The organism is Bacillus sp. FSL R5-0820 (assembly GCF_038593385.1).
GTDB lineage: Bacteria > Bacillota > Bacilli > Bacillales > Bacillaceae > Bacillus > Bacillus altitudinis.
Map to the genome: position 1 here is coordinate 552,395 of NZ_CP151991.1, position 16,957 is coordinate 569,351.

A 16,957-nucleotide genomic window follows, 5' to 3' on the forward strand; every position below is an offset into this window, starting at 1 on the left:
TAAAGAAGGTGAGGTAGCATGGAAAAGGATATTGGAAAGGAAATTGAAGAGGTCGCTTTCTCTTTGTTTCAAGAGTTTGGTGTAGAGAATGTCAGCATGCATAAAATCGCAAAAACAGCTGGTGTTGGTCAAGGGACCCTTTATCGCCGCTATGCAAATAAAAGTGATTTGTGTCTCTCTATTCTTGGTGAGAGATTTGAACAGCTGATCCCTGCTTTGCATCTTTACTTAAATAAAATAAGTGATCAGCCAGTTCAAGATCGTTTGCAATATGTTCTCGAGGAGATCCATCTCATCGTTGGTCATCACTTAGACTGGATTCGGATGCTGACGATCTCTGGAAATTTAGAGCAGACAAGTAAGGTGTATGATTCTCATTACAGTCAATCACTCAAACAAATCATTCGTGATTTGCTCGAGGAAGCGAAAGAAAAAGGAGAAGCGAACATACAAGACATTGAGTTGACGACATTATGTATGTCCTCTCCAATGACGCCTGAACTCATGTTTTATATTCATGAATCCGGCTACTCAATCGAAAAAATTGCACAATTCGCTGCGGAAAAACAAATTTTATCTGTTTTTCAACGACAATGAAGTGGCTCATTTCTGACTAGCCTGACTTCCTAAGATTGCTCAATATTGAAAAAGAAAAGGAGCCAACTTAATATGAACAAACAACAAACAGCAGCTTCCGACATTCGAACGCTGCCCATTATTATTTCATTTATCACAGCTGGATTTATTGGACTGTTCAGTGAAACGGCATTAAACATGGCGCTGAGAAGTTTAACATTAGACTTTGGTATTGAAGCAACGACTGCTCAGTGGCTCACAACCGGCTATTTATTAACACTAGGTATTCTTGTTCCAATTTCAGGCCTCATTCTTCAATGGTTTACAACAAGACAGCTTTTCATAACCTCACTGGTCTTTTCGATCATCGGTACATTTATTGCGGCCGTTGCACCAGTCTTCAGTATTTTAATGGTGGCACGTGTGGTGCAGGCAGTAGGAACAGCCTTGCTTCTTCCATTGATGTTTAATACGATTTTGGTCATCATTCCGCCTCATAAAAGAGGTAGATCAATGGGGATTATCGGTCTTGTCATTATGTTTGCCCCAGCAGTTGGTCCAACGGTCTCTGGTCTCATTCTTAAATCGTTAACATGGCATTGGATTTTTTGGATTTCGCTTCCGTTATTAGTTGCTGCACTCGTATTTGGGTATATTTTTATGCAAAATATTACGGAACCCACAAGACCGAAAATCGACATTTTATCGATTGTGCTATCAACCATCGGTTTCGGTGGAATTGTGTATGGCTTTAGCAGTGCCGGTGAAGGCGGCGGCTGGAGCAGTATGCATGTGATTGTGGCGATTGTTGTAGGTGTCATTGGCATTCTTGTGTTCTCCCTAAGACAGTTAAACATGAAAGAACCGATGTTGAATTTAAGCCCATTTAAATATCCAATGTTTGTGATCGGGTTACTCCTGATTTTAGTGTGTATGATGGTGATGCTGTCTGCTATGATGATTTTGCCATTATATCTGCAAACGTCCTTGGCACTGTCTACATTTACAGCTGGTTTAATGCTATTGCCAGGTGGAATTATCAATGGACTGCTATCGCCAATCATGGGTGGGCTTTTTGATAAATTTGGGCCGAAATGGCTTGTCATCCCAGGTCTTGTCATCGTTGCAGCGACCATGTTTGGCTTCACGAACTTAAGTATGAATACGTCAATCGGTTATATCGTGACGCTTCATATTACGTTAATGGTTGGGATTGCGATGATCATGATGCCTGCCCAAACAAACGGTTTGAATCAGCTGCCGCCAGAGCTATATCCGCACGGTACAGCGATTATGAATACATTGCAGCAAGTGTCAGGAGCGATTGGGACTGCGGTTGGTATCTCGATCCTTTCATCAGGAGCTCGCAGTTTTATGCAAAATGTGGCTGATCCCGCAAATCCAGTCAATCAGCTGCTCGCCTTTACAAATGGCGTCCAGCATGCCTTTATCTTTGCTGTCATCATGACAGTGATTGGCTTGGTAATTGCTTTCTTTATTAAACGAGTGAAAGTAGAACAACAAGTATCATAATATATGAAAAGCACTGAGGACTTAGCGCCGCAGTGCTTTTTTTATTTATACATAGGGTTCATGCTTGTTTCAAAGGGGCTGAAAATGGGGAGATAGATAAAAAGCAACGACTCTCTGACGACATTGAAGGAAAAGGCGAAATTCGTAACGAATGGATAGAGATAAAAGAATAAGATAGGAGCTGAGATCATGAACTTAGACGAACAAATCAAAATGGCTGAGTCATTACGTCAACCACCTGAAGATTCATTAGCTGGTCAATCAGAACTAAAGCCAGTCCACCCTCCTGAAGTGAACAAAATGGAATATGATATCCCAACAGGTGCTGGTGAAACAAAGGTGTGGGTATTTAAACCTGTGAAAACATTGAAACAACCCCTACCTGTTTTCGTGAATTTGCATGGGGGCGGTTTTATACTTGGAAGTGCTGAAATGGATAATCACTGGTGTCCGGTCATAGCAGATCGTGCGGAGTGTATCGTCGTCAATGTGGAGTATCAGCTGGCACCGGAACACCCTTTCCCATCCGCTCTTCATGAATGCTACGATGTGATGAAATGGTTATATGAACATCCTGATGAACTACAAATAGACCCAAATCGATTAGCCATTGGCGGACATAGTGCAGGTGGGAATTTGGCAACAGCGGTTTGTCTGCTTGATATCCAAAAAGGGAACAAACTTCCGATTGTCTATCAAGTGCTTGATTATCCGCCGCTTGATTTAGCTACTGATCCAGCACAAAAGCCAGCGTTTGAAGAAGCAATTCCAGTTGAAATGGCGAGACTGTTTAATGCCTTCTACCTGCAAGGTCAAGATCCGCACAATCCGCTCGTTTCTCCAGTCTTTGCGGAGAGAGAAGTCTTAGCACAAATGCCCCCAGCTCTTGTTATCACAGCTGAGAAGGATTCACTAGCTGAAGAAGCTGAGCATTATGCGGACAGGTTAAAAGAAGCAGGGGTAGATGTCACATATAAACAATTTAAAGGAGTTCCTCATGCGTTCACTCATGCCGGAGATTTAAAGATAGCTGAAGAGGCTTGGCATTTGATGAGCGATCAGCTTAAGAAGGCGTTTGAATAAGAAATATTCGGATATCAGTAAAAAGCACAGACCTTTATTTCTGTGCTTTTTTTGTGTTCTTGCTGACGTCTTGAAAAGAAGTATAGATACAACAATCGCAGCTGTCGATATAATAGAAAGATAGAAGACATCTAAAAAGGAGCTAATAGAATGAAAAAAGAGACACTACAGGCATTTTGTCTTTCTTTACAAGGAGCAACCCACGACTATCAACCTGAGTGGCAGGCAGATCGTTATCATATAGGTGGAAAGATGTTCGCCATGATGGGGGGAGACGTCGATCGCAAGCCAGTCATCACTTTAAAATGTGATCCGCAACGTGCTGAAGAATTAAGAGAAATGCATGAAGGAATTATTCCCGGCTATTACATGAATAAGACGCATTGGAATTCTATTTATCTTGATGCAGATATTCCATCTTCATTTGTCGAAGAGCTAATTGAACATTCCTATCAACTGGTTTTTCACAAATTAACAAAAAAAGCTCAGCAGGCTACCCTCCAACATGATTCAAAAGAAACCGATTAAATGCTGAACGTTCAGTTGTTCATGACTCTTTGAATCTCTTCAAAATTGACTAAGGTCACATGCTCTCGCTATACTTTAAACAGCTAGAAGATACGAATAGGGGGATATACAATGGGCTATACAGTCATTACAGGGGCAAGTTCAGGTATTGGATATGAAACGGCTTTGGCATTTGCAGCAAGAGGAAAAAATTTGATCTTAGCTGCACGCCGGCTTGATAAACTCCAAGAACTGAAAGAAAAGATTCTAGAAACATATCCCGATATTCAAGTGAAAGTCCAATCTGTTGATTTAACAGACAGAGAGCAAGTGTATTCTTTCTATGAGTCATTAGCTGGTGACGAGCTGGATACGTTCATTAATAATGCCGGGTTTGGCCATTTTGGTTCAATAGGAGAGCAGGATGTGAAAAAAATCGGGGACATGCTTCATCTCAATATTGAAGCGTTAACAATTTTATCCACTCTGTTTGTCCGTGATTATGAGCAAAAAGAGGGGACGCAGCTAATCAATATCTCTTCAAGAGCGGGTTATACCGTCGTCGCCAATGCCGTCACTTATTCAGCCACGAAATTTTATGTGAGCGCCTTTACTGAAGGGCTGGCCCTAGAATTGAAAGAAAAAGGAGCCAAATTACAGGCAAAAGTATTAGCGCCTGCTGCGACAGAATCGGAATTTGCAAAGCGTTCATTAGATGTCGATCAATTCGAATATGAAGGCACTATCAAGAAATATCACACATCAAAAGAAATGGCAGCGTTCTTGCTTGAGCTTTACGACAGTTCAAAAACAGTTGGTATCGTTGATGGGAAGACATTTGATTTTGAATTGAAGGACCCCATTTTTTCACACGCTGGCACAAGCATGAAATAAAAAGTTCCAATCACTGAGGATAGATTCTCTTAGCGACTCTTATTCATCATTCAAAACCCATGATCACATCAGTAGGTCACCGCGCCGAAAGATGTCTTGGATAATGTGGGTCACTGTCAACACATACTAGAATAGATAAAAACACCTACACATTAGGTGTTTTTTTTATGCATTCTTTGATGAATGAAAGAATCGCAGGTCCAGTAGATGAGACTGCTGACAATTATGATCGGAAGGGATGTGGAGCTCTCAATTCCATCCATAACAAAAAGCATGACAATCATTGCTATCAGTAAGTAAGCCGCTAAATAAAGAGGATGAAAAGCCTTGGGCTGTAAAGAAAACAACAACTGTAAAGGTACCGCAAAGATGAAATAATAAACAAAAAAGATGGGAGTGTAAAGCATCATAAACGCAGGCTCGCCCTGAATCGGTGGATATAAACATACGAACAAGCTGAGTAAAATGGAACTGAAGAATAGTGTGAGTAGGATTTTGTAAAATGGTTGAACGGAAAGCACTGTATGTACTCCTTTTTTGTAAGATTTCCTATATTTTATCATAAATGGGTTGAGAACAATTTCTGAAGTCAATTTAGGTATTAAGATATAAATAAATTTTGATAATAGTGTCCTTTTTCCTTTATTTGGTTCTGTGACTTTCACCTCATGCTGATGAATGAAGGAATGGTATAAAGTAAACCCTATAGACAGATAATTATTCATCACATTTAAGAAAAGAGATGATCTTATGAACGCAACAAAATGGTTTGGTGCTGCCCTTCTTACTGTTTCACTATTGGTGACCGCAGCTTGTGCGAACGATAGCACTCAAGAGAATAATCAAAGTAATCAAGAAAGCACTACAAGTGAAACAAAAGAAAAAAACACGGCTGTTGAGACAGGGAACAAGTCTTTATCCAATATTAAGGTGCTGGCAACAGGCGGAACGATTGCCGGTAGTTCAGACAGTAATACGGATACGACTGGATATAAATCTGGTGCACTTGGAATCGATAAAGTCATTGCTTCCGTACCACAGCTGAAGGATATTGCAAATGTCACGGGTGAGCAAGTAGCGAACGTCGGCAGTGAAAATGTGGATAACGCTCTTCTTTTAAAATTAGCGAAACGAGTCAATCAGCTTTTAAATGATGATCAAGTGGATGGCATTGTGGTGACACATGGTACAGATACGTTAGAAGAAACGGCCTATTTTTTACATTTGGTTGTAAAAAGTGATAAGCCTGTGGTGGTCGTGGGTTCCATGAGGCCAGCATCTGCCATTAGTGCGGATGGCCCGCTTAACTTGTATCATGCAGTGAAAATTGCTTCGACAAAAGAAGCCAAAGGCAAAGGTGTAATGGTGACATTAAATGACCGAATTGCCTCTGCTCGTTTTATTACGAAGACAAATACCACCACAACCGATTCGTTCAAGTCTCTTGAGCAAGGGTACATTGGAGAAGTGGCTGGTGAAGTTGTCTCTTTTTATAACGAACCGACAAGAAAACATACAGCTGACAGTGAATTCGATATTTCAAAGCTAAAAGAGCTGCCGCAAGTGGATATCTTATACGGCTATCAAAATGATCAAAAGTATGTGTATGATGCTGCCGTTAAAGCAGGAGCGAAGGGCATTGTCGTTGCCGCCGCAGGAAATGGAACGATGTCAACAGAAGCGATCAATGGGGCAACAGATGCTGTGAAAAAAGACGTGGTGATTGTGAGGTCAAGCCGTGCAGGAAATGGCATTGTCACACATGAAAAAATGGATGATGAACATCATTTTGTCTCATCGGATTCATTAAATCCACAAAAAGCACGCATTCTACTCATGCTGGCTCTGACGAAAACAAAAGATCCAGATAAAATTCAATCCTATTACGAGCAGTATTAAAAAGAAAAAGACCCGACGTATCATTGGGTCTTTTTTATATGTGTACCTGATGTTCAGCCCGTTTTTTTAAAGAGAGTAAAATGTCTCTCCAAACATCATCTATATCAGTCAGAAAATGTCCTGCTTGCTCGATATAGTGCATTTTGGCGTTTGGAATGCTGGGAGCAATGCTTTCTATCTCTGCAAAAGGGGCCATCTGATCCTCTTTTCCATGCCAGACATCCACAGGGATTTTTATATCTTTCATATCGAATGCCCATGACCGTGAGAGTAAATCTGGTTCATGAATACATTCATCAACCGATTGACGAGTGGCTTCGTATAAATGCCGCATCATCAGCTCCAGTTGCTCATCGGTTTGAAGAAATTGCCGATCCGATGGATGTAAATGCTTGTTCCCTTTTTTCGTTAGTTTCTTGAATTTCTCTGGTTTTTTTTCAATTAGTTTTTTTTGAGCGCGATAACTTGCCTTTAAGAGCCAAGGCATTCTTTTACTGAGGAAAAAGGCAATCTTGTTCTCTTTTAGCATACTTTTAGGCGGTTTACCATCCTGAAATGGGGTGGTACTTGAGACGAGAGCAGCCGAAAGAATGCGGTCTGGCAATTGATAGGCACAACCAGCAGCGAATGCCCCGCCTCCAGAGACACCAATCACTGAAAAATGGGAGATGTCAAGATGATCTGCCACTTCCTGTACGTCTTTTGCCCAGTCTAAAATAGTGCGGTTCGGTTGCGGATCAGATAAACCAAAACCAGGTCTGTCTAAAGAAATAAGACGAATGCCAAGCTCTTTTGAGATTGGATCATCATCTAAAAACATCACTCTCGATCCAGGTGTCCCATGAAAAAAGAATACTGGGAATCCTTCAAGATCACCGTATTGAGACAAACCAATATGACGTCCATCTTGCAAATGAATCCTGTCCATATGATCATCCCCTTCATCGTTTATCTAGCTTACATATTCATGCATGAAACGCCGGGTTAAGGCGTTTCTTTCGCAATTTGATAGATTTTTTCGTAAAGCGATAATAATGTTTTTAGATCTTCTTTTGAAAGCTTGGCATAGTATTTTTGAATAAGATGCAGCTGAATTTTTTCAATATCTTTATGATAGTCATGGCCCTTTTGAGCAAAATCAACAATGATTTCTCTACGGTTATGTGGATTAATCTCTCTTTTCACATATCCAAGCTGTTCAAGCTTTGATATGAGCTGGCTAGCGGCACTAGATGAAATGGAGAAATAATCAGCTAGTTCATTGATTGTTCTCGTCTTCGACCGCAGCAATTCAAGTGTCAGTTCTTGTTTGCTTGTTAAATCTGCATACTCATTTTTTAAGAATCGTTGATACTCTTCTACATAGATAGAACCTAGTGCATTTGAGTACTCAATGATTTTTTTGCTGTAATGAATGATATCCTCATCCAATGACATCACCTCTTTTCTCCTATATTATATGTGATCTTAATATTTAAGTGAAGTTAAATGTTAAGGAAAATTAAATAAAAGAGAGATAGACTTGAGGAGAAAATGACTTCTACCTCCACTTTCTCATCAACAATGGATAAAGAATACTTCCTGTCATCCCTAAGCATTCATAAAACATAGTTGGTTTGATTTTAAATAGGTAATAGACCAAGATGGCAATGAACAGGTCATAAAAGAAAAACAAGTATACGTCCTTTTTGGTGATGGCAAAAATGATCGTTTTGTTTGTTTTCACTTAGATTCACTCCTTTGGAAGTCGAGGACTTTTTCATTGTATTATGGGCGATCTCCATTTATAATAAAAAAATAAACCAACTGGTCGGTTTTATTTGTCCGTGTGAAGAAAAGCAAGGTAGAAGGGATTGTTCATAGATGACAAGTACACAAAGCGGGGCTGGAAAAAGTGAAAAGACGAAGCAGAAAATTGTCACCGCTTCACGTGATTTATTTGCGAAAAAAGGATATTCCGAAACATCCGTGCGAGATATTTTAGAGGCGGCTGAGATTAGTAAAGGCAACCTTTATCATCATTTTAAAGGAAAAGAGTTTTTGTTCCTTCATATTATGGAAGAGGATCATCGATTCATGATGGAGACGTGGCATGAACAGAAACAAATGCTGCACCGGGCCATTGATAAGCTCGCAGGATTTGCAGAGCTGCTTAGTCAAATGGGGATTAACTATCCTCTAATGAGAGCGAGTGAAGAATTTTGCGCCAGTGCATTTACATCAGATGAAGTCATGGAGCGGCTGAACAAGATTGATGTAGACTTTGATGATGTGATGAGAGACATCCTGCTTGAAGGAAACGAAGATGGTAGCTGGTCGATTCAGCATGTTGAATCAAAAGTGAAAATATTACTTTCCGTATTCTATGGATTAGACGTGTTATATAAAAATGACACGATGCAGCAGAAAAAGGAATTACAAAAAGAGGCGATCTCATTGTTTATTCACGGAATCAACCATCATGAGTAACAAGTGAGTCAGTAAAGGGGAAACAAACATCATGCAAAAACCGATTCGTGAGCAAAAAGCCGTACTTGTTATTTTATTAAGTAATATATTTATTGCGTTTTTAGGTATCGGTCTGATTATACCTGTCATGCCGCTCTTTATGAATGTCATGCATTTAACGGGCAGTACGATGGGATATCTTGTGGCGGCGTTTGCCGTTGCACAGCTTATCGCATCACCTATTGCGGGAAGATGGGTAGACCGATACGGAAGAAAGATCATGATTGTGTCAGGCCTTTTTCTATTTGCGTTATCAGAACTCGTTTTTGGCTTAGGAACACACGTATATGTTCTGTATTTTGCAAGGGTTCTTGGCGGTATTAGTGCAGCATTTATCATGCCGGCTGTCACTGCCTATGTCGCTGATATCACAACCGTTCAAGAAAGATCAAAGGCAATGGGGTATGTATCCGCTGCTATTAGTACCGGATTTATCATCGGCCCGGGAATTGGCGGATTTATTGCAGAATATGGCGTTCGCCTGCCGTTTTTCTTTGCAGCAGGGATTGCATTTATTGCCGTGATTTCGTCTATGTTTATGCTGAAGGAACCATTAACAAAAGAAGAGCGAGAGAAACAAATGGATCAAGTGAAGGATTCGACCTTCTTTAAAGACTTAAAAAAATCAATCCATCCAAGCTATCTCATTGCCTTCATCATTGTGTTTGTGCTGGCGTTTGGACTATCTGCATATGAAACGGTCTTTAGCTTGTTTACAAATCACAAGTTTGGATTTGGTCCAAAGGATATTGCGATTATCATTACCGTCAGTTCAATTGTAGCCGTCATCATCCAAGTCCTCGTGTTTGGTAAAATGGTGAATGCGCTTGGGGAGAAACGAGTTATTCAACTATGCTTGATTGTTGGAGCAGTTCTCGCTTTTGTTTCCACAGTCGTGTCAGGCTTTATGGTTGTGCTGATCGTGACGTGTGTGATTTTCCTTGCGTTCGATTTATTGCGCCCTGCGCTCACGACCTTCTTATCAAAAATCGCTGGCAATCAGCAAGGATTTGTCGCAGGGATGAACTCTACCTACACAAGCCTTGGTACGATTTTTGGCCCGGCACTTGGCGGCATATTATTCGATCAAAATATTCATTTCCCATTCCTGTTTGCAGGTGTTGTCTTATTTCTTGGGTTAGGCTTAACCCTTATTTGGAAGGGGAAGGCGACAGAAGAGGCATCAGCAGAATAATAGAAAAGAGACCTTTCAAATAAGGTCTCTTTTTTTAAGGCTGTGGCTTCAGGTGATTCAGTGCCTGCGCCAGTTTTTGATTTTGTTGCTTTTTGTAAAATAGAAAGGCGATGATATGGCCTACTAATGTGAGAAAGGCAATACCGATAAAATAAGGCATGATCCATTCGAGCAGTGCAGTCGAATATAAAGCGACGGCTCCTACTTGAAATCCTAAATTGACGACAGTGGAGATCAGAATGTTGATGGGTGCTGGAAAGGTAAAGTAGTTCCATAGTAAAGGATACATGACCCCAAAGACGATGCCTGCCAGAGTACCGATGGCAATGATGTGCCACACGTAATGAAAAGGGATAGAGGATGACCATTGAGTGATTGACAGGATGAGTGTCAGCCATACGATAGAGACAAAAGCTGTTTGCATAAATTGATGTTTTAGTTCCTTGATCATTTGAATCGCTCCTTTATATATTTGGCGTAATGACGACTGACGGTGTAGCTGTTTTTCGAGATGGTTTCGACCTCTAAGCGAGCGTACGTACCAGCGACAAAGCTGTCGACTTGCGCTAAATTGAGAATGACTGCATTGTTGATACGATAGAAATGTTCACGCTCTAACGACTTCAGATCCTTCAGCCGTTTACTGAGAAAATACGTCGTACCCTGAGTCGTGATCACCTTTGACAGATGTCCAAGCGCAGAGATCGCTTCAATTTGTTCTAATGGTAAAAGAGACTGCCGATCATTTTTTGGATCTTTGACCGTTAGAGATGTACTTGTCTCCAGCATTGATGCAATCTTTTGTAAACGTTCTTGATTATGTGGATGGCTGATGACGTCTACTTCCGTCACATCCTTTTCTTGATTCCAGATCAAACGAAATTTCATCCATAAACCTCCTCTCACAATGAGCATAGCAATAGATGAAAGCGAATGCGATTGAATGTTGCTTTGATGCAGAAGAATTCTTTTTGTTGCAAAGATTCACCGCGTGTCTACGGCTTTCCTTTATAATGAAAAGATACTCGTTCGTGAATGGAGGAATGATGTTGTATCTGGTAGATCAACAAAGGACAGGAGCGGTGAAAGAGGAAATTCTGCGGATTGATCCTGCCTATCCAGTGTTCGTAGATGCGATACTCGATGGCGTGATACAAGGAGATTTATATGTGGATCACCGAGAGCACCCGTGTGTCTATTTTGCAGGGACGACAACCGGCATTTATTATGTCGCAGGCAGGACAGAAGCAGCACTCTCATTATGTTCAACGTTCATTGTAGATGTTTATAAAAAGCAGAAAAGAGATAACAGACGGTTCACTTTGTTTTCAGCAAATCCAGCATCAGATGAGATAATGAAAAAATGCTTCGGTTCCCAACTGAATGAAATGCAAAGACATGCGTATTCTTATGACTTGACCTCTCCTGATCTGATTGTGCCTGATCAAGACGAAATGATCAAACGCACGAATGAACAAGTCATTGCCGCTAGCAAAGTATTCCCATCCAGCTATTATGAAGCATATTGGGGAGGAGTAGATCACTTTTTATCTAATGGCGTCGGAGTTGCCATCTTAAATGGTGAAGACGTGGTCAGTGAATGTATCTCTATTTTTTCAAGTGAAAAACGTGTGGAAATCGATATTTGGACAGATGAAGCCTGCCGTGGAAGAGGGTTGGCTTTGTTAGCAGCTCAGCAAATGATCAGCATCTGTGTTGAAAAAGGGAGGACACCGCATTGGGATTGCGATGTCCATCACGCAACCTCGGCCAAATTGGCAGAGAAGCTAGGTTTTCAGTGGACAAAGACGTATCGCTTATTTTATGCCTCACGCTGAAAAGGTTTTGAGATACCAAGCATCCATGGCAGAATGCTCTGAGCCTTCAATCGGTGCAGGAAGAAGAGAAAAGTCATACCGTTGATAAAGACCAGTAGCGGCTGTTAATTCACTGCGGGTTTCTAAATAACAAGCATCGTAGTATGTAGCGGCATATTGGAGGGCCATATCCATCAGTTTCTTGCCCGCACCTTTGCCTTGTGCTTTTGGACTTAAATAAAGCTTTTGCAGCTCACAAATGCCATCTGTGAAAGGGGCAATGCCAACGCCACCAACAATTTCAACATGTTCTTCGGCAATCCAATAGGCTGCATGAGTCAATGATTGATAGTATTCGAAAAGCTGATCAAGGTGTGGGTCTGTGTAGGCTGTACCTTCAATCGCAAGATTCGCTGATTCTAATGACTGGCGGATAATGGCCGCGATAAAAGGATTGTCCTGCTTTTGAATCGGTCTAATATTCATTGGAAAAACCTCCGTTGTCATAAGATAAAAAAGAAAAGGAGTTGATGCGATATGTTCTGGCTACAAACCGCTATTTTTACTGTCATTGTGCTCTGTCTCTCGTGGTGGGCAGGAAAAAGACGCAGGCATCGCCATGCCGGGCTGATTGTTCCGGTATGTATCACTTTGTTTGGATTGCTGTTATTGATCGGCAGTTTCTTCATTGGCAGATGGGAAGGGATGGCGCTCAGCATATCAAGCGTCTCTATCGTTCTCTCTTCTATCATTTGTTTGATCATCGTTACAGGGCTTCATTTGTTAAAAAAAGATGACCCTTTGTAGGCTGGGACATCTTTATGATTTGATTCTAGCGTATTCCTCACGAAGGATGCCCATCATGATGACATCCGAATAAGCACCGTTGAAATAGAGCGCTTGACGTCTTTTTCCTTCATATTGAAATCCGGCTTTCTCATAGCTTCGAAAGGCTCGTGGGTTATGGGAAAAAACTTCAAGCTCAAGCCGATTGAGTTCTAACGTCTCAAAGGCAAATGTTTGAACCATCCGAACAGCCTCAGTGCCATACCCTTTGTGAAAATGCTCTGGACCATGTAGCGCAATGCGGAAACTTGCCGTATGGTTTATCGGATCAATATCCACAATCGCCGCATCCCCGATCATTTCTTTCGTGTCTAGCAGACAAATAGCAAAGTCTCGTCTACTGTCATCCTGCAGAAAACGGGTATAGGCTGAACGAATTTCTTCTAGTGTGAACGTTTTGCGTGTGCCAGTCATATAAAGTGTTTCTGCATGCTGGCATCCTCTATGAATACCAGGATAATCTTTTTCTTCAATCGGTCTCAAGAATAATCGAGTCATGATGGATCAGCCTCCTCTATATATCGGGAGATTTCAATTAAGTTCATATCAGGATCACGGATATAAATGGATTCAATCGGACCTAATGCACCAGAACGTCTGACCGGACCTTCTTCAATTGGAACAACCTGCTTTCGAAGATGAAGCAATAAACTGTCTATATCTAAATCGGTGATAAAACACAGGTCAGCAGATCCAGGCTGGGGATGAGCAGCTTTTGGTTCAAATTCATGACCCGCTTCATGAAGGTTGATCTTTTGTAAGCCAAAACGAAGGGCTTTACGGCCTTCTCCAAAAGTTTCTTCCTTCATTCCTAATACGTTTGTATAAAAGCGAATGGTTTCCTCCATATGTTGTACAGTCAACACGATATGATCAAGTCGTCGTATCATCAGTCTCTCCTCCAAGTATGATCATTGTTTGAACTGTTTCTATTATATCATCCCTTGAAGAAGATACCTTATTTGATCACGGTTTTATAACTCCAGCTTTCTAGGGACATGTTTTCTCCGTGCAGTACTCTCTCATCAAACTCCGTCCACCCATTTTTTCGATAGAAATGACGATTGGCCTCGTTGTGTGTAATCAGTGTGAACAGTCCGCCGCCTTGCCGGGCGATAAAGGGGAAAAGACATTGCTTTAGCATACGGCTTCCAAGTTTTTTTCCTTGTTGGTCTTTTGCAACGACAAGAGCTTCTAAATACCAGTAAGGTTTCTTTAAGGAGGAACACGCTTTTTTTGCCTCCTTTAACATACGGAACACATGCTGAATCGCCGATATGCCGCCAGTAAAGAGTAGCTTTAACCCACCAGATAACACATAATCCATGAGTCCTGGTTCAGGAAGACGGGGATGTTTTAACAGGGCGGCAGACACAATTTTCTCGTTCTGAACCCCGACCAAACAGATTTGATGCTGAAAATATACCTTTGTATTGATCAAATGCAACTGACGGGCGAAAGCAGAACGCTTGGTCACCTTTTCGCATAATAAATCAAAAAATGAATAGTTCTGAAATGAATCATCTAACAACGCTGCCACTTGAGGCAGTTCATCCTCTCTAGCAAGTCTGAATTGAAGCATATGATGGTCCTCCTTTTTTTGAACAGATATAGATTATTGAACATGTGTTTATTATAATAAGAGGAAAATAAACCGAACATCGGCAATGAATGATCTCTTGTTCATAAATAGACAGGTATAGCCAGATTGTTCAAAAATGGAGGGTGTTTGATGAAGGATAGACGAACAATCAAAACCAAAAAGGCGATACGGGAAAGCTTTCTTGAGCTTTTAAAGGAAAAAGATGTTCAGCAAATTACAGTATCAGAGCTATCTAGAAGAGCGGATTTAGGAAGAGGGACCTTTTATTTGCACTACCAAGATGTATTTGATTTGCATGAACAGCTTGAGAAGGAACTATTTAATCAGCTTGGCGGACTGTACGATGAATCGTTTCCAAGCCAGGACCCGCTTGATATGCTGTCCTTTTTAAACAAAACAACTGAGTATTTAAAAGAAAAACAATTCATGATGACGTTATTTGTCAAACCGAATAGCCCAACGACGAATCAATTTAAAGCGTTTTTTAAAGAAAAAATCATGAAAGAGTGGCAACTTGATCAGCGTCAGATTACGGAACGTGAACAGATTGAGGCTTCATTTGTTGTGTCTGGTGTTGTTGGTGTACTGGAGGAATGGATTCATGAAGGGATGACAGTCGAAGCAGGGCAGCTTGCACACGTCTTGTACAAGCTTCTTATGAAGGTAGAACAGGAATCGTAAGAAATGAATTGATCATATATCCTTTTTCTATTCTTTCTGTTAAAATGGGAATGTACGTTCTTATTTGAGGCGGGGAGTGGTGAGATTGAAAAGGAAATTACTATTTTATGGGGCAATGAGCATTGATGGATATTTAGCAAGGGATGATCACCGTTTAGATTGGCTCATAGGAACAGAGGGCGAAGAGGATACGAGATATGAGGAATTTTATGTTTCAGTCGATACGCTGATCATGGGACGGAACACATACGAACAGGTTCTAAAGCTCTCACCTGATGGGTTTCCTTATGAAGACAAGACATGTTATATCGTTTCTCGCACTTTACAAGACAGTCATACAGGAACCCACATCGTTCGTGAAGATGTTCTCTCTTTTATCAAAAATTTAAAAAATGAAAAAGGCCAGCATATTTGGATTTTAGGAGGCGGGGAACTGCTTCAAGCATTATTAAAAGAAAGATTAGTCGATGAGCTGTATCTCCAAATCGCACCTGTCATGATTGGAAAAGGAATCCCTCTTTTTCCTCCAACTGAACAGGAATCTAGATTTTCATTACAACAAGTGAATCAATACAAACAAATTGCTGAAATGCATTTTGTGTTAAAAGAAGACCACTAAATCAAAGGGGTCTTTTTTTAATCAAACAAACACGTTGACAAGAAAATATCCTAGTGTTAGGATAAATTTATCCTAGTGTTAGGATTTATTGAAAAAGGAGTAGTTGCCATGGTGCAGCAAGATCAGGAATTAGACTTAAGGCTTTTCCGAGTGTGGATGAAAGCCTATCATGCCCTTTTTGCAAATATCCAAAAAGACATAGAACGTTATGATATCGGATTTGAAAACTTTCAAATTCTTGAATTACTGTATAGTAAGGGACCGCATCCCGTTCAAAAAATTAGTGAGATTCTATCCATTCCAAGTGGGAGCATCACCTATGTGGTCAACAAATTAGAAAAACAAGAATTAGTCAAAAGACAATGTGCACCTTCTGATAAACGTGTATTCCATGTATTACTGACAGATAAAGGGAAGCAGCTATTTGACGATATTTTTCCAAAACATACAGATGTCATTTCACAAAATCTGTCCTTTATCGAAACAGAGGAAAAAGAGCAGCTCATTGAATGGTTGAAAAAAATCGGTTTAGGTGCAAAACAACTTCACGAAAAGGGGAAACAAGATGACACACAGCTTTGATACATTGGTACGTGAAAGACGATCAGCATCAAATTTTTTGCCAAATATCTCGATTTCGAGAGAAGAGCTTAATAGTATCTTTGAAGAAGTGAAGCTGGCACCTTCAGCCTTTAATTTACAGCATACGCAATATGTCGTCGTTCAATCAGAAGCGCTTAAAGAGCAAGTAAGAGATGCTGCATTTGGACAATATAAGGTGCATTCCGCTTCAGCAGCGATCATTGTGCTCGGCGATCCGAAAGCTTATGAGCAAGCAGGAAACATTTATGAAGGCCTAAAAATGCTCGGCATCTTAAATGCGCAACAATATGAGGAAATGGTCAGAGAGACGATGAGTTTTTATGAGCAGAGAGGATCAGACTTTCAGAAAGAAGAGGCGATTCGCAATGCTTCATTATCTGCCATGCTATTTATGCTTGCCGCCAAAAACAAGGGATGGGATACTTGCCCGATGATCGGCTTTGACCCCGAAGCAATGAAAAAGGTGTTAAATATCGAATCAGATTTGGTTCCTGTATTAATGATTACACTCGGAAAAGAAAAAGTAGAGAGCAGACAAGCGAGAGGCTACCGCAAGCCGGTCTCTGAATTTGTGACATATTTATAAGATAGGG

General features: G+C 40.7%; 24 protein-coding genes. 14 read left to right on the top strand and 10 right to left on the bottom strand.

Features of this window, described 5'->3' with window-relative positions; translation table 11 throughout:
• Window positions 1–18 precede the first annotated feature (18 nt).
• From NST15_RS02735 to NST15_RS02755, 5 genes are all read left to right on the top strand, one after another.
• Complete coding sequence (locus tag NST15_RS02735) at window positions 19–597, top strand: TetR/AcrR family transcriptional regulator (RefSeq protein ID WP_156061563.1); 579 nt, start codon at window positions 19–21, stop codon at window positions 595–597.
• Window positions 598–669: 72 nt separating this feature from the next.
• On the top strand, window positions 670–2,109 hold the full coding sequence (locus NST15_RS02740) for a DHA2 family efflux MFS transporter permease subunit (protein ID WP_019743363.1): 1,440 nt from the start codon (window positions 670–672) through the stop codon (window positions 2,107–2,109).
• 189 nt (window positions 2,110–2,298) lie between these two features.
• Entirely contained in the window at window positions 2,299–3,192 is an 894-nt protein-coding gene (locus tag NST15_RS02745) for an alpha/beta hydrolase (protein WP_072368487.1), read from the top strand.
• Window positions 3,193–3,342: 150 nt separating this feature from the next.
• On the top strand, window positions 3,343–3,720 hold the full coding sequence (locus NST15_RS02750) for an MmcQ/YjbR family DNA-binding protein (RefSeq protein ID WP_035704258.1): 378 nt from the start codon (window positions 3,343–3,345) through the stop codon (window positions 3,718–3,720).
• A 111-nt stretch (window positions 3,721–3,831) separates the two neighbouring features.
• Window positions 3,832–4,593, top strand: a complete 762-nt coding sequence (locus tag NST15_RS02755) for an SDR family NAD(P)-dependent oxidoreductase (RefSeq protein ID WP_035704259.1) — start codon at window positions 3,832–3,834, stop codon at window positions 4,591–4,593.
• A gap of 152 nt (window positions 4,594–4,745) precedes the next feature.
• Here the strand turns inward: NST15_RS02755 and NST15_RS02760 are convergent, their stop codons facing one another.
• Window positions 4,746–5,318, bottom strand: coding sequence for a UPF0715 family protein (locus tag NST15_RS02760; RefSeq protein WP_175580543.1), 573 nt, complete (start codon window positions 5,316–5,318; stop codon window positions 4,746–4,748).
• A 25-nt stretch (window positions 5,319–5,343) separates the two neighbouring features.
• Here NST15_RS02760 and NST15_RS02765 point away from each other — a divergent pair, with 25 nt between their 5' ends.
• Complete coding sequence (locus tag NST15_RS02765) at window positions 5,344–6,492, top strand: type II asparaginase (protein WP_342498831.1); 1,149 nt, start codon at window positions 5,344–5,346, stop codon at window positions 6,490–6,492.
• A 34-nt stretch (window positions 6,493–6,526) separates the two neighbouring features.
• Here NST15_RS02765 and NST15_RS02770 read toward each other — a convergent pair whose 3' ends face one another.
• The 3 genes from NST15_RS02770 to NST15_RS02780 all read right to left on the bottom strand — a co-directional run bounded on the left by NST15_RS02770 (window position 6,527) and on the right by NST15_RS02780 (window position 8,218).
• Window positions 6,527–7,420 (bottom strand): alpha/beta hydrolase, encoded by an 894-nt coding sequence (locus tag NST15_RS02770; protein ID WP_065459916.1) that lies wholly within the window; start codon window positions 7,418–7,420, stop codon window positions 6,527–6,529.
• Between the two features lie 56 nt (window positions 7,421–7,476).
• Entirely contained in the window at window positions 7,477–7,929 is a 453-nt protein-coding gene (locus tag NST15_RS02775; protein ID WP_019743356.1) for a MarR family transcriptional regulator, read from the bottom strand.
• 103 nt (window positions 7,930–8,032) lie between these two features.
• Window positions 8,033–8,218, bottom strand: coding sequence for a hypothetical protein (locus NST15_RS02780; RefSeq protein ID WP_065459917.1), 186 nt, complete (start codon window positions 8,216–8,218; stop codon window positions 8,033–8,035).
• Window positions 8,219–8,355: 137 nt separating this feature from the next.
• On the opposite strand from NST15_RS02780, the gene NST15_RS02785 reads away from it, so the two are divergent.
• Window positions 8,356–8,961 carry a TetR/AcrR family transcriptional regulator gene (locus NST15_RS02785; RefSeq protein ID WP_058214397.1) on the top strand — a complete coding sequence of 202 codons (606 nt, stop codon included), beginning with the start codon at window positions 8,356–8,358 and terminating at the stop codon, window positions 8,959–8,961.
• Between the two features lie 31 nt (window positions 8,962–8,992).
• Window positions 8,993–10,195 (top strand): MFS transporter, encoded by a 1,203-nt coding sequence (locus NST15_RS02790; protein WP_019743353.1) that lies wholly within the window; start codon window positions 8,993–8,995, stop codon window positions 10,193–10,195.
• Window positions 10,196–10,229: 34 nt separating this feature from the next.
• Here NST15_RS02790 and NST15_RS02795 read toward each other — a convergent pair whose 3' ends face one another.
• Window positions 10,230–10,646: a hypothetical protein gene (locus tag NST15_RS02795; RefSeq protein ID WP_017366684.1), complete on the bottom strand. Its 417-nt coding sequence runs from the start codon at window positions 10,644–10,646 to the stop codon at window positions 10,230–10,232.
• Window positions 10,643–11,083, bottom strand: a complete 441-nt coding sequence (locus tag NST15_RS02800) for a LytTR family DNA-binding domain-containing protein (RefSeq protein ID WP_255233616.1) — start codon at window positions 11,081–11,083, stop codon at window positions 10,643–10,645. Before NST15_RS02800 ends, NST15_RS02795 begins: the two co-directional genes overlap by 4 nt.
• 161 nt (window positions 11,084–11,244) lie before the next feature.
• On the opposite strand from NST15_RS02800, the gene NST15_RS02805 reads away from it, so the two are divergent.
• A complete protein-coding gene (locus tag NST15_RS02805; RefSeq protein ID WP_342498832.1) occupies window positions 11,245–12,033 on the top strand; it encodes a GNAT family N-acetyltransferase in 789 nt (262 codons plus the stop codon).
• On the opposite strand, the gene NST15_RS02810 is transcribed toward NST15_RS02805, so the two are convergent.
• Window positions 12,025–12,498, bottom strand: a complete 474-nt coding sequence (locus tag NST15_RS02810) for a GNAT family N-acetyltransferase (RefSeq protein WP_342498833.1) — start codon at window positions 12,496–12,498, stop codon at window positions 12,025–12,027. The genes NST15_RS02805 and NST15_RS02810 overlap by 9 nt on opposite strands.
• A 51-nt stretch (window positions 12,499–12,549) precedes the next feature.
• Here NST15_RS02810 and NST15_RS02815 point away from each other — a divergent pair, with 51 nt between their 5' ends.
• Entirely contained in the window at window positions 12,550–12,819 is a 270-nt protein-coding gene (locus NST15_RS02815) for a YesK-like family protein (protein WP_039962528.1), read from the top strand.
• Between the two features lie 12 nt (window positions 12,820–12,831).
• On the opposite strand, the gene NST15_RS02820 is transcribed toward NST15_RS02815, so the two are convergent.
• The 3 genes from NST15_RS02820 to NST15_RS02830 all read right to left on the bottom strand — a co-directional run bounded on the left by NST15_RS02820 (window position 12,832) and on the right by NST15_RS02830 (window position 14,440).
• A complete protein-coding gene (locus NST15_RS02820; RefSeq protein WP_007496416.1) occupies window positions 12,832–13,356 on the bottom strand; it encodes a GNAT family protein in 525 nt (174 codons plus the stop codon).
• Window positions 13,353–13,748: a VOC family protein gene (locus tag NST15_RS02825; protein ID WP_008346708.1), complete on the bottom strand. Its 396-nt coding sequence runs from the start codon at window positions 13,746–13,748 to the stop codon at window positions 13,353–13,355. Before NST15_RS02825 ends, NST15_RS02820 begins: the two co-directional genes overlap by 4 nt.
• Before the next feature lie 68 nt (window positions 13,749–13,816).
• Window positions 13,817–14,440, bottom strand: coding sequence for a GNAT family N-acetyltransferase (locus NST15_RS02830; RefSeq protein ID WP_342498834.1), 624 nt, complete (start codon window positions 14,438–14,440; stop codon window positions 13,817–13,819).
• Window positions 14,441–14,590: 150 nt separating this feature from the next.
• Between NST15_RS02830 and NST15_RS02835 the strand changes: the two genes are divergently transcribed.
• The 4 genes from NST15_RS02835 (at window position 14,591) to NST15_RS02850 (ending at window position 16,950) form a co-directional block, all read left to right on the top strand.
• Window positions 14,591–15,142 (top strand): TetR/AcrR family transcriptional regulator, encoded by a 552-nt coding sequence (locus NST15_RS02835; protein ID WP_039962522.1) that lies wholly within the window; start codon window positions 14,591–14,593, stop codon window positions 15,140–15,142.
• A 79-nt stretch (window positions 15,143–15,221) separates the two neighbouring features.
• On the top strand, window positions 15,222–15,761 hold the full coding sequence (locus NST15_RS02840) for a dihydrofolate reductase family protein (RefSeq protein WP_082181633.1): 540 nt from the start codon (window positions 15,222–15,224) through the stop codon (window positions 15,759–15,761).
• Between the two features lie 108 nt (window positions 15,762–15,869).
• The gene (locus tag NST15_RS02845) at window positions 15,870–16,343 is read left to right on the top strand and encodes a MarR family transcriptional regulator (protein WP_007496406.1); all 474 of its coding nucleotides are present in this window, start codon (window positions 15,870–15,872) and stop codon (window positions 16,341–16,343) included.
• On the top strand, window positions 16,327–16,950 hold the full coding sequence (locus tag NST15_RS02850; RefSeq protein WP_017358432.1) for a nitroreductase family protein: 624 nt from the start codon (window positions 16,327–16,329) through the stop codon (window positions 16,948–16,950). The genes NST15_RS02845 and NST15_RS02850 overlap by 17 nt, the downstream gene beginning before the upstream one ends.
• The last annotated feature ends 7 nt before the right edge of the window (window positions 16,951–16,957 follow it).

Coding starts and splice junctions, on each gene's coding strand:
- NST15_RS02835 (WP_039962522.1), top strand. CDS start 14,591: ATGAAGGATAGACGAACAATCAAAACCAAAAAGGCGATACGGGAAAGC.
- NST15_RS02800 (WP_255233616.1), bottom strand. CDS start 11,083: ATGAAATTTCGTTTGATCTGGAATCAAGAAAAGGATGTGACGGAAGTA.
- NST15_RS02845 (WP_007496406.1), top strand. CDS start 15,870: ATGGTGCAGCAAGATCAGGAATTAGACTTAAGGCTTTTCCGAGTGTGG.
- NST15_RS02770 (WP_065459916.1), bottom strand. CDS start 7,420: ATGGACAGGATTCATTTGCAAGATGGACGTCATATTGGTTTGTCTCAA.
- NST15_RS02735 (WP_156061563.1), top strand. CDS start 19: ATGGAAAAGGATATTGGAAAGGAAATTGAAGAGGTCGCTTTCTCTTTG.
- NST15_RS02750 (WP_035704258.1), top strand. CDS start 3,343: ATGAAAAAAGAGACACTACAGGCATTTTGTCTTTCTTTACAAGGAGCA.
- NST15_RS02850 (WP_017358432.1), top strand. CDS start 16,327: ATGACACACAGCTTTGATACATTGGTACGTGAAAGACGATCAGCATCA.
- NST15_RS02795 (WP_017366684.1), bottom strand. CDS start 10,646: ATGATCAAGGAACTAAAACATCAATTTATGCAAACAGCTTTTGTCTCT.
- NST15_RS02810 (WP_342498833.1), bottom strand. CDS start 12,498: ATGAATATTAGACCGATTCAAAAGCAGGACAATCCTTTTATCGCGGCC.
- NST15_RS02745 (WP_072368487.1), top strand. CDS start 2,299: ATGAACTTAGACGAACAAATCAAAATGGCTGAGTCATTACGTCAACCA.
- NST15_RS02740 (WP_019743363.1), top strand. CDS start 670: ATGAACAAACAACAAACAGCAGCTTCCGACATTCGAACGCTGCCCATT.
- NST15_RS02815 (WP_039962528.1), top strand. CDS start 12,550: ATGTTCTGGCTACAAACCGCTATTTTTACTGTCATTGTGCTCTGTCTC.
- NST15_RS02790 (WP_019743353.1), top strand. CDS start 8,993: ATGCAAAAACCGATTCGTGAGCAAAAAGCCGTACTTGTTATTTTATTA.
- NST15_RS02760 (WP_175580543.1), bottom strand. CDS start 5,318: ATGAATAATTATCTGTCTATAGGGTTTACTTTATACCATTCCTTCATT.
- NST15_RS02755 (WP_035704259.1), top strand. CDS start 3,832: ATGGGCTATACAGTCATTACAGGGGCAAGTTCAGGTATTGGATATGAA.
- NST15_RS02830 (WP_342498834.1), bottom strand. CDS start 14,440: ATGCTTCAATTCAGACTTGCTAGAGAGGATGAACTGCCTCAAGTGGCA.
- NST15_RS02765 (WP_342498831.1), top strand. CDS start 5,344: ATGAACGCAACAAAATGGTTTGGTGCTGCCCTTCTTACTGTTTCACTA.
- NST15_RS02775 (WP_019743356.1), bottom strand. CDS start 7,929: ATGTCATTGGATGAGGATATCATTCATTACAGCAAAAAAATCATTGAG.
- NST15_RS02785 (WP_058214397.1), top strand. CDS start 8,356: ATGACAAGTACACAAAGCGGGGCTGGAAAAAGTGAAAAGACGAAGCAG.
- NST15_RS02825 (WP_008346708.1), bottom strand. CDS start 13,748: ATGATACGACGACTTGATCATATCGTGTTGACTGTACAACATATGGAG.
- NST15_RS02820 (WP_007496416.1), bottom strand. CDS start 13,356: ATGACTCGATTATTCTTGAGACCGATTGAAGAAAAAGATTATCCTGGT.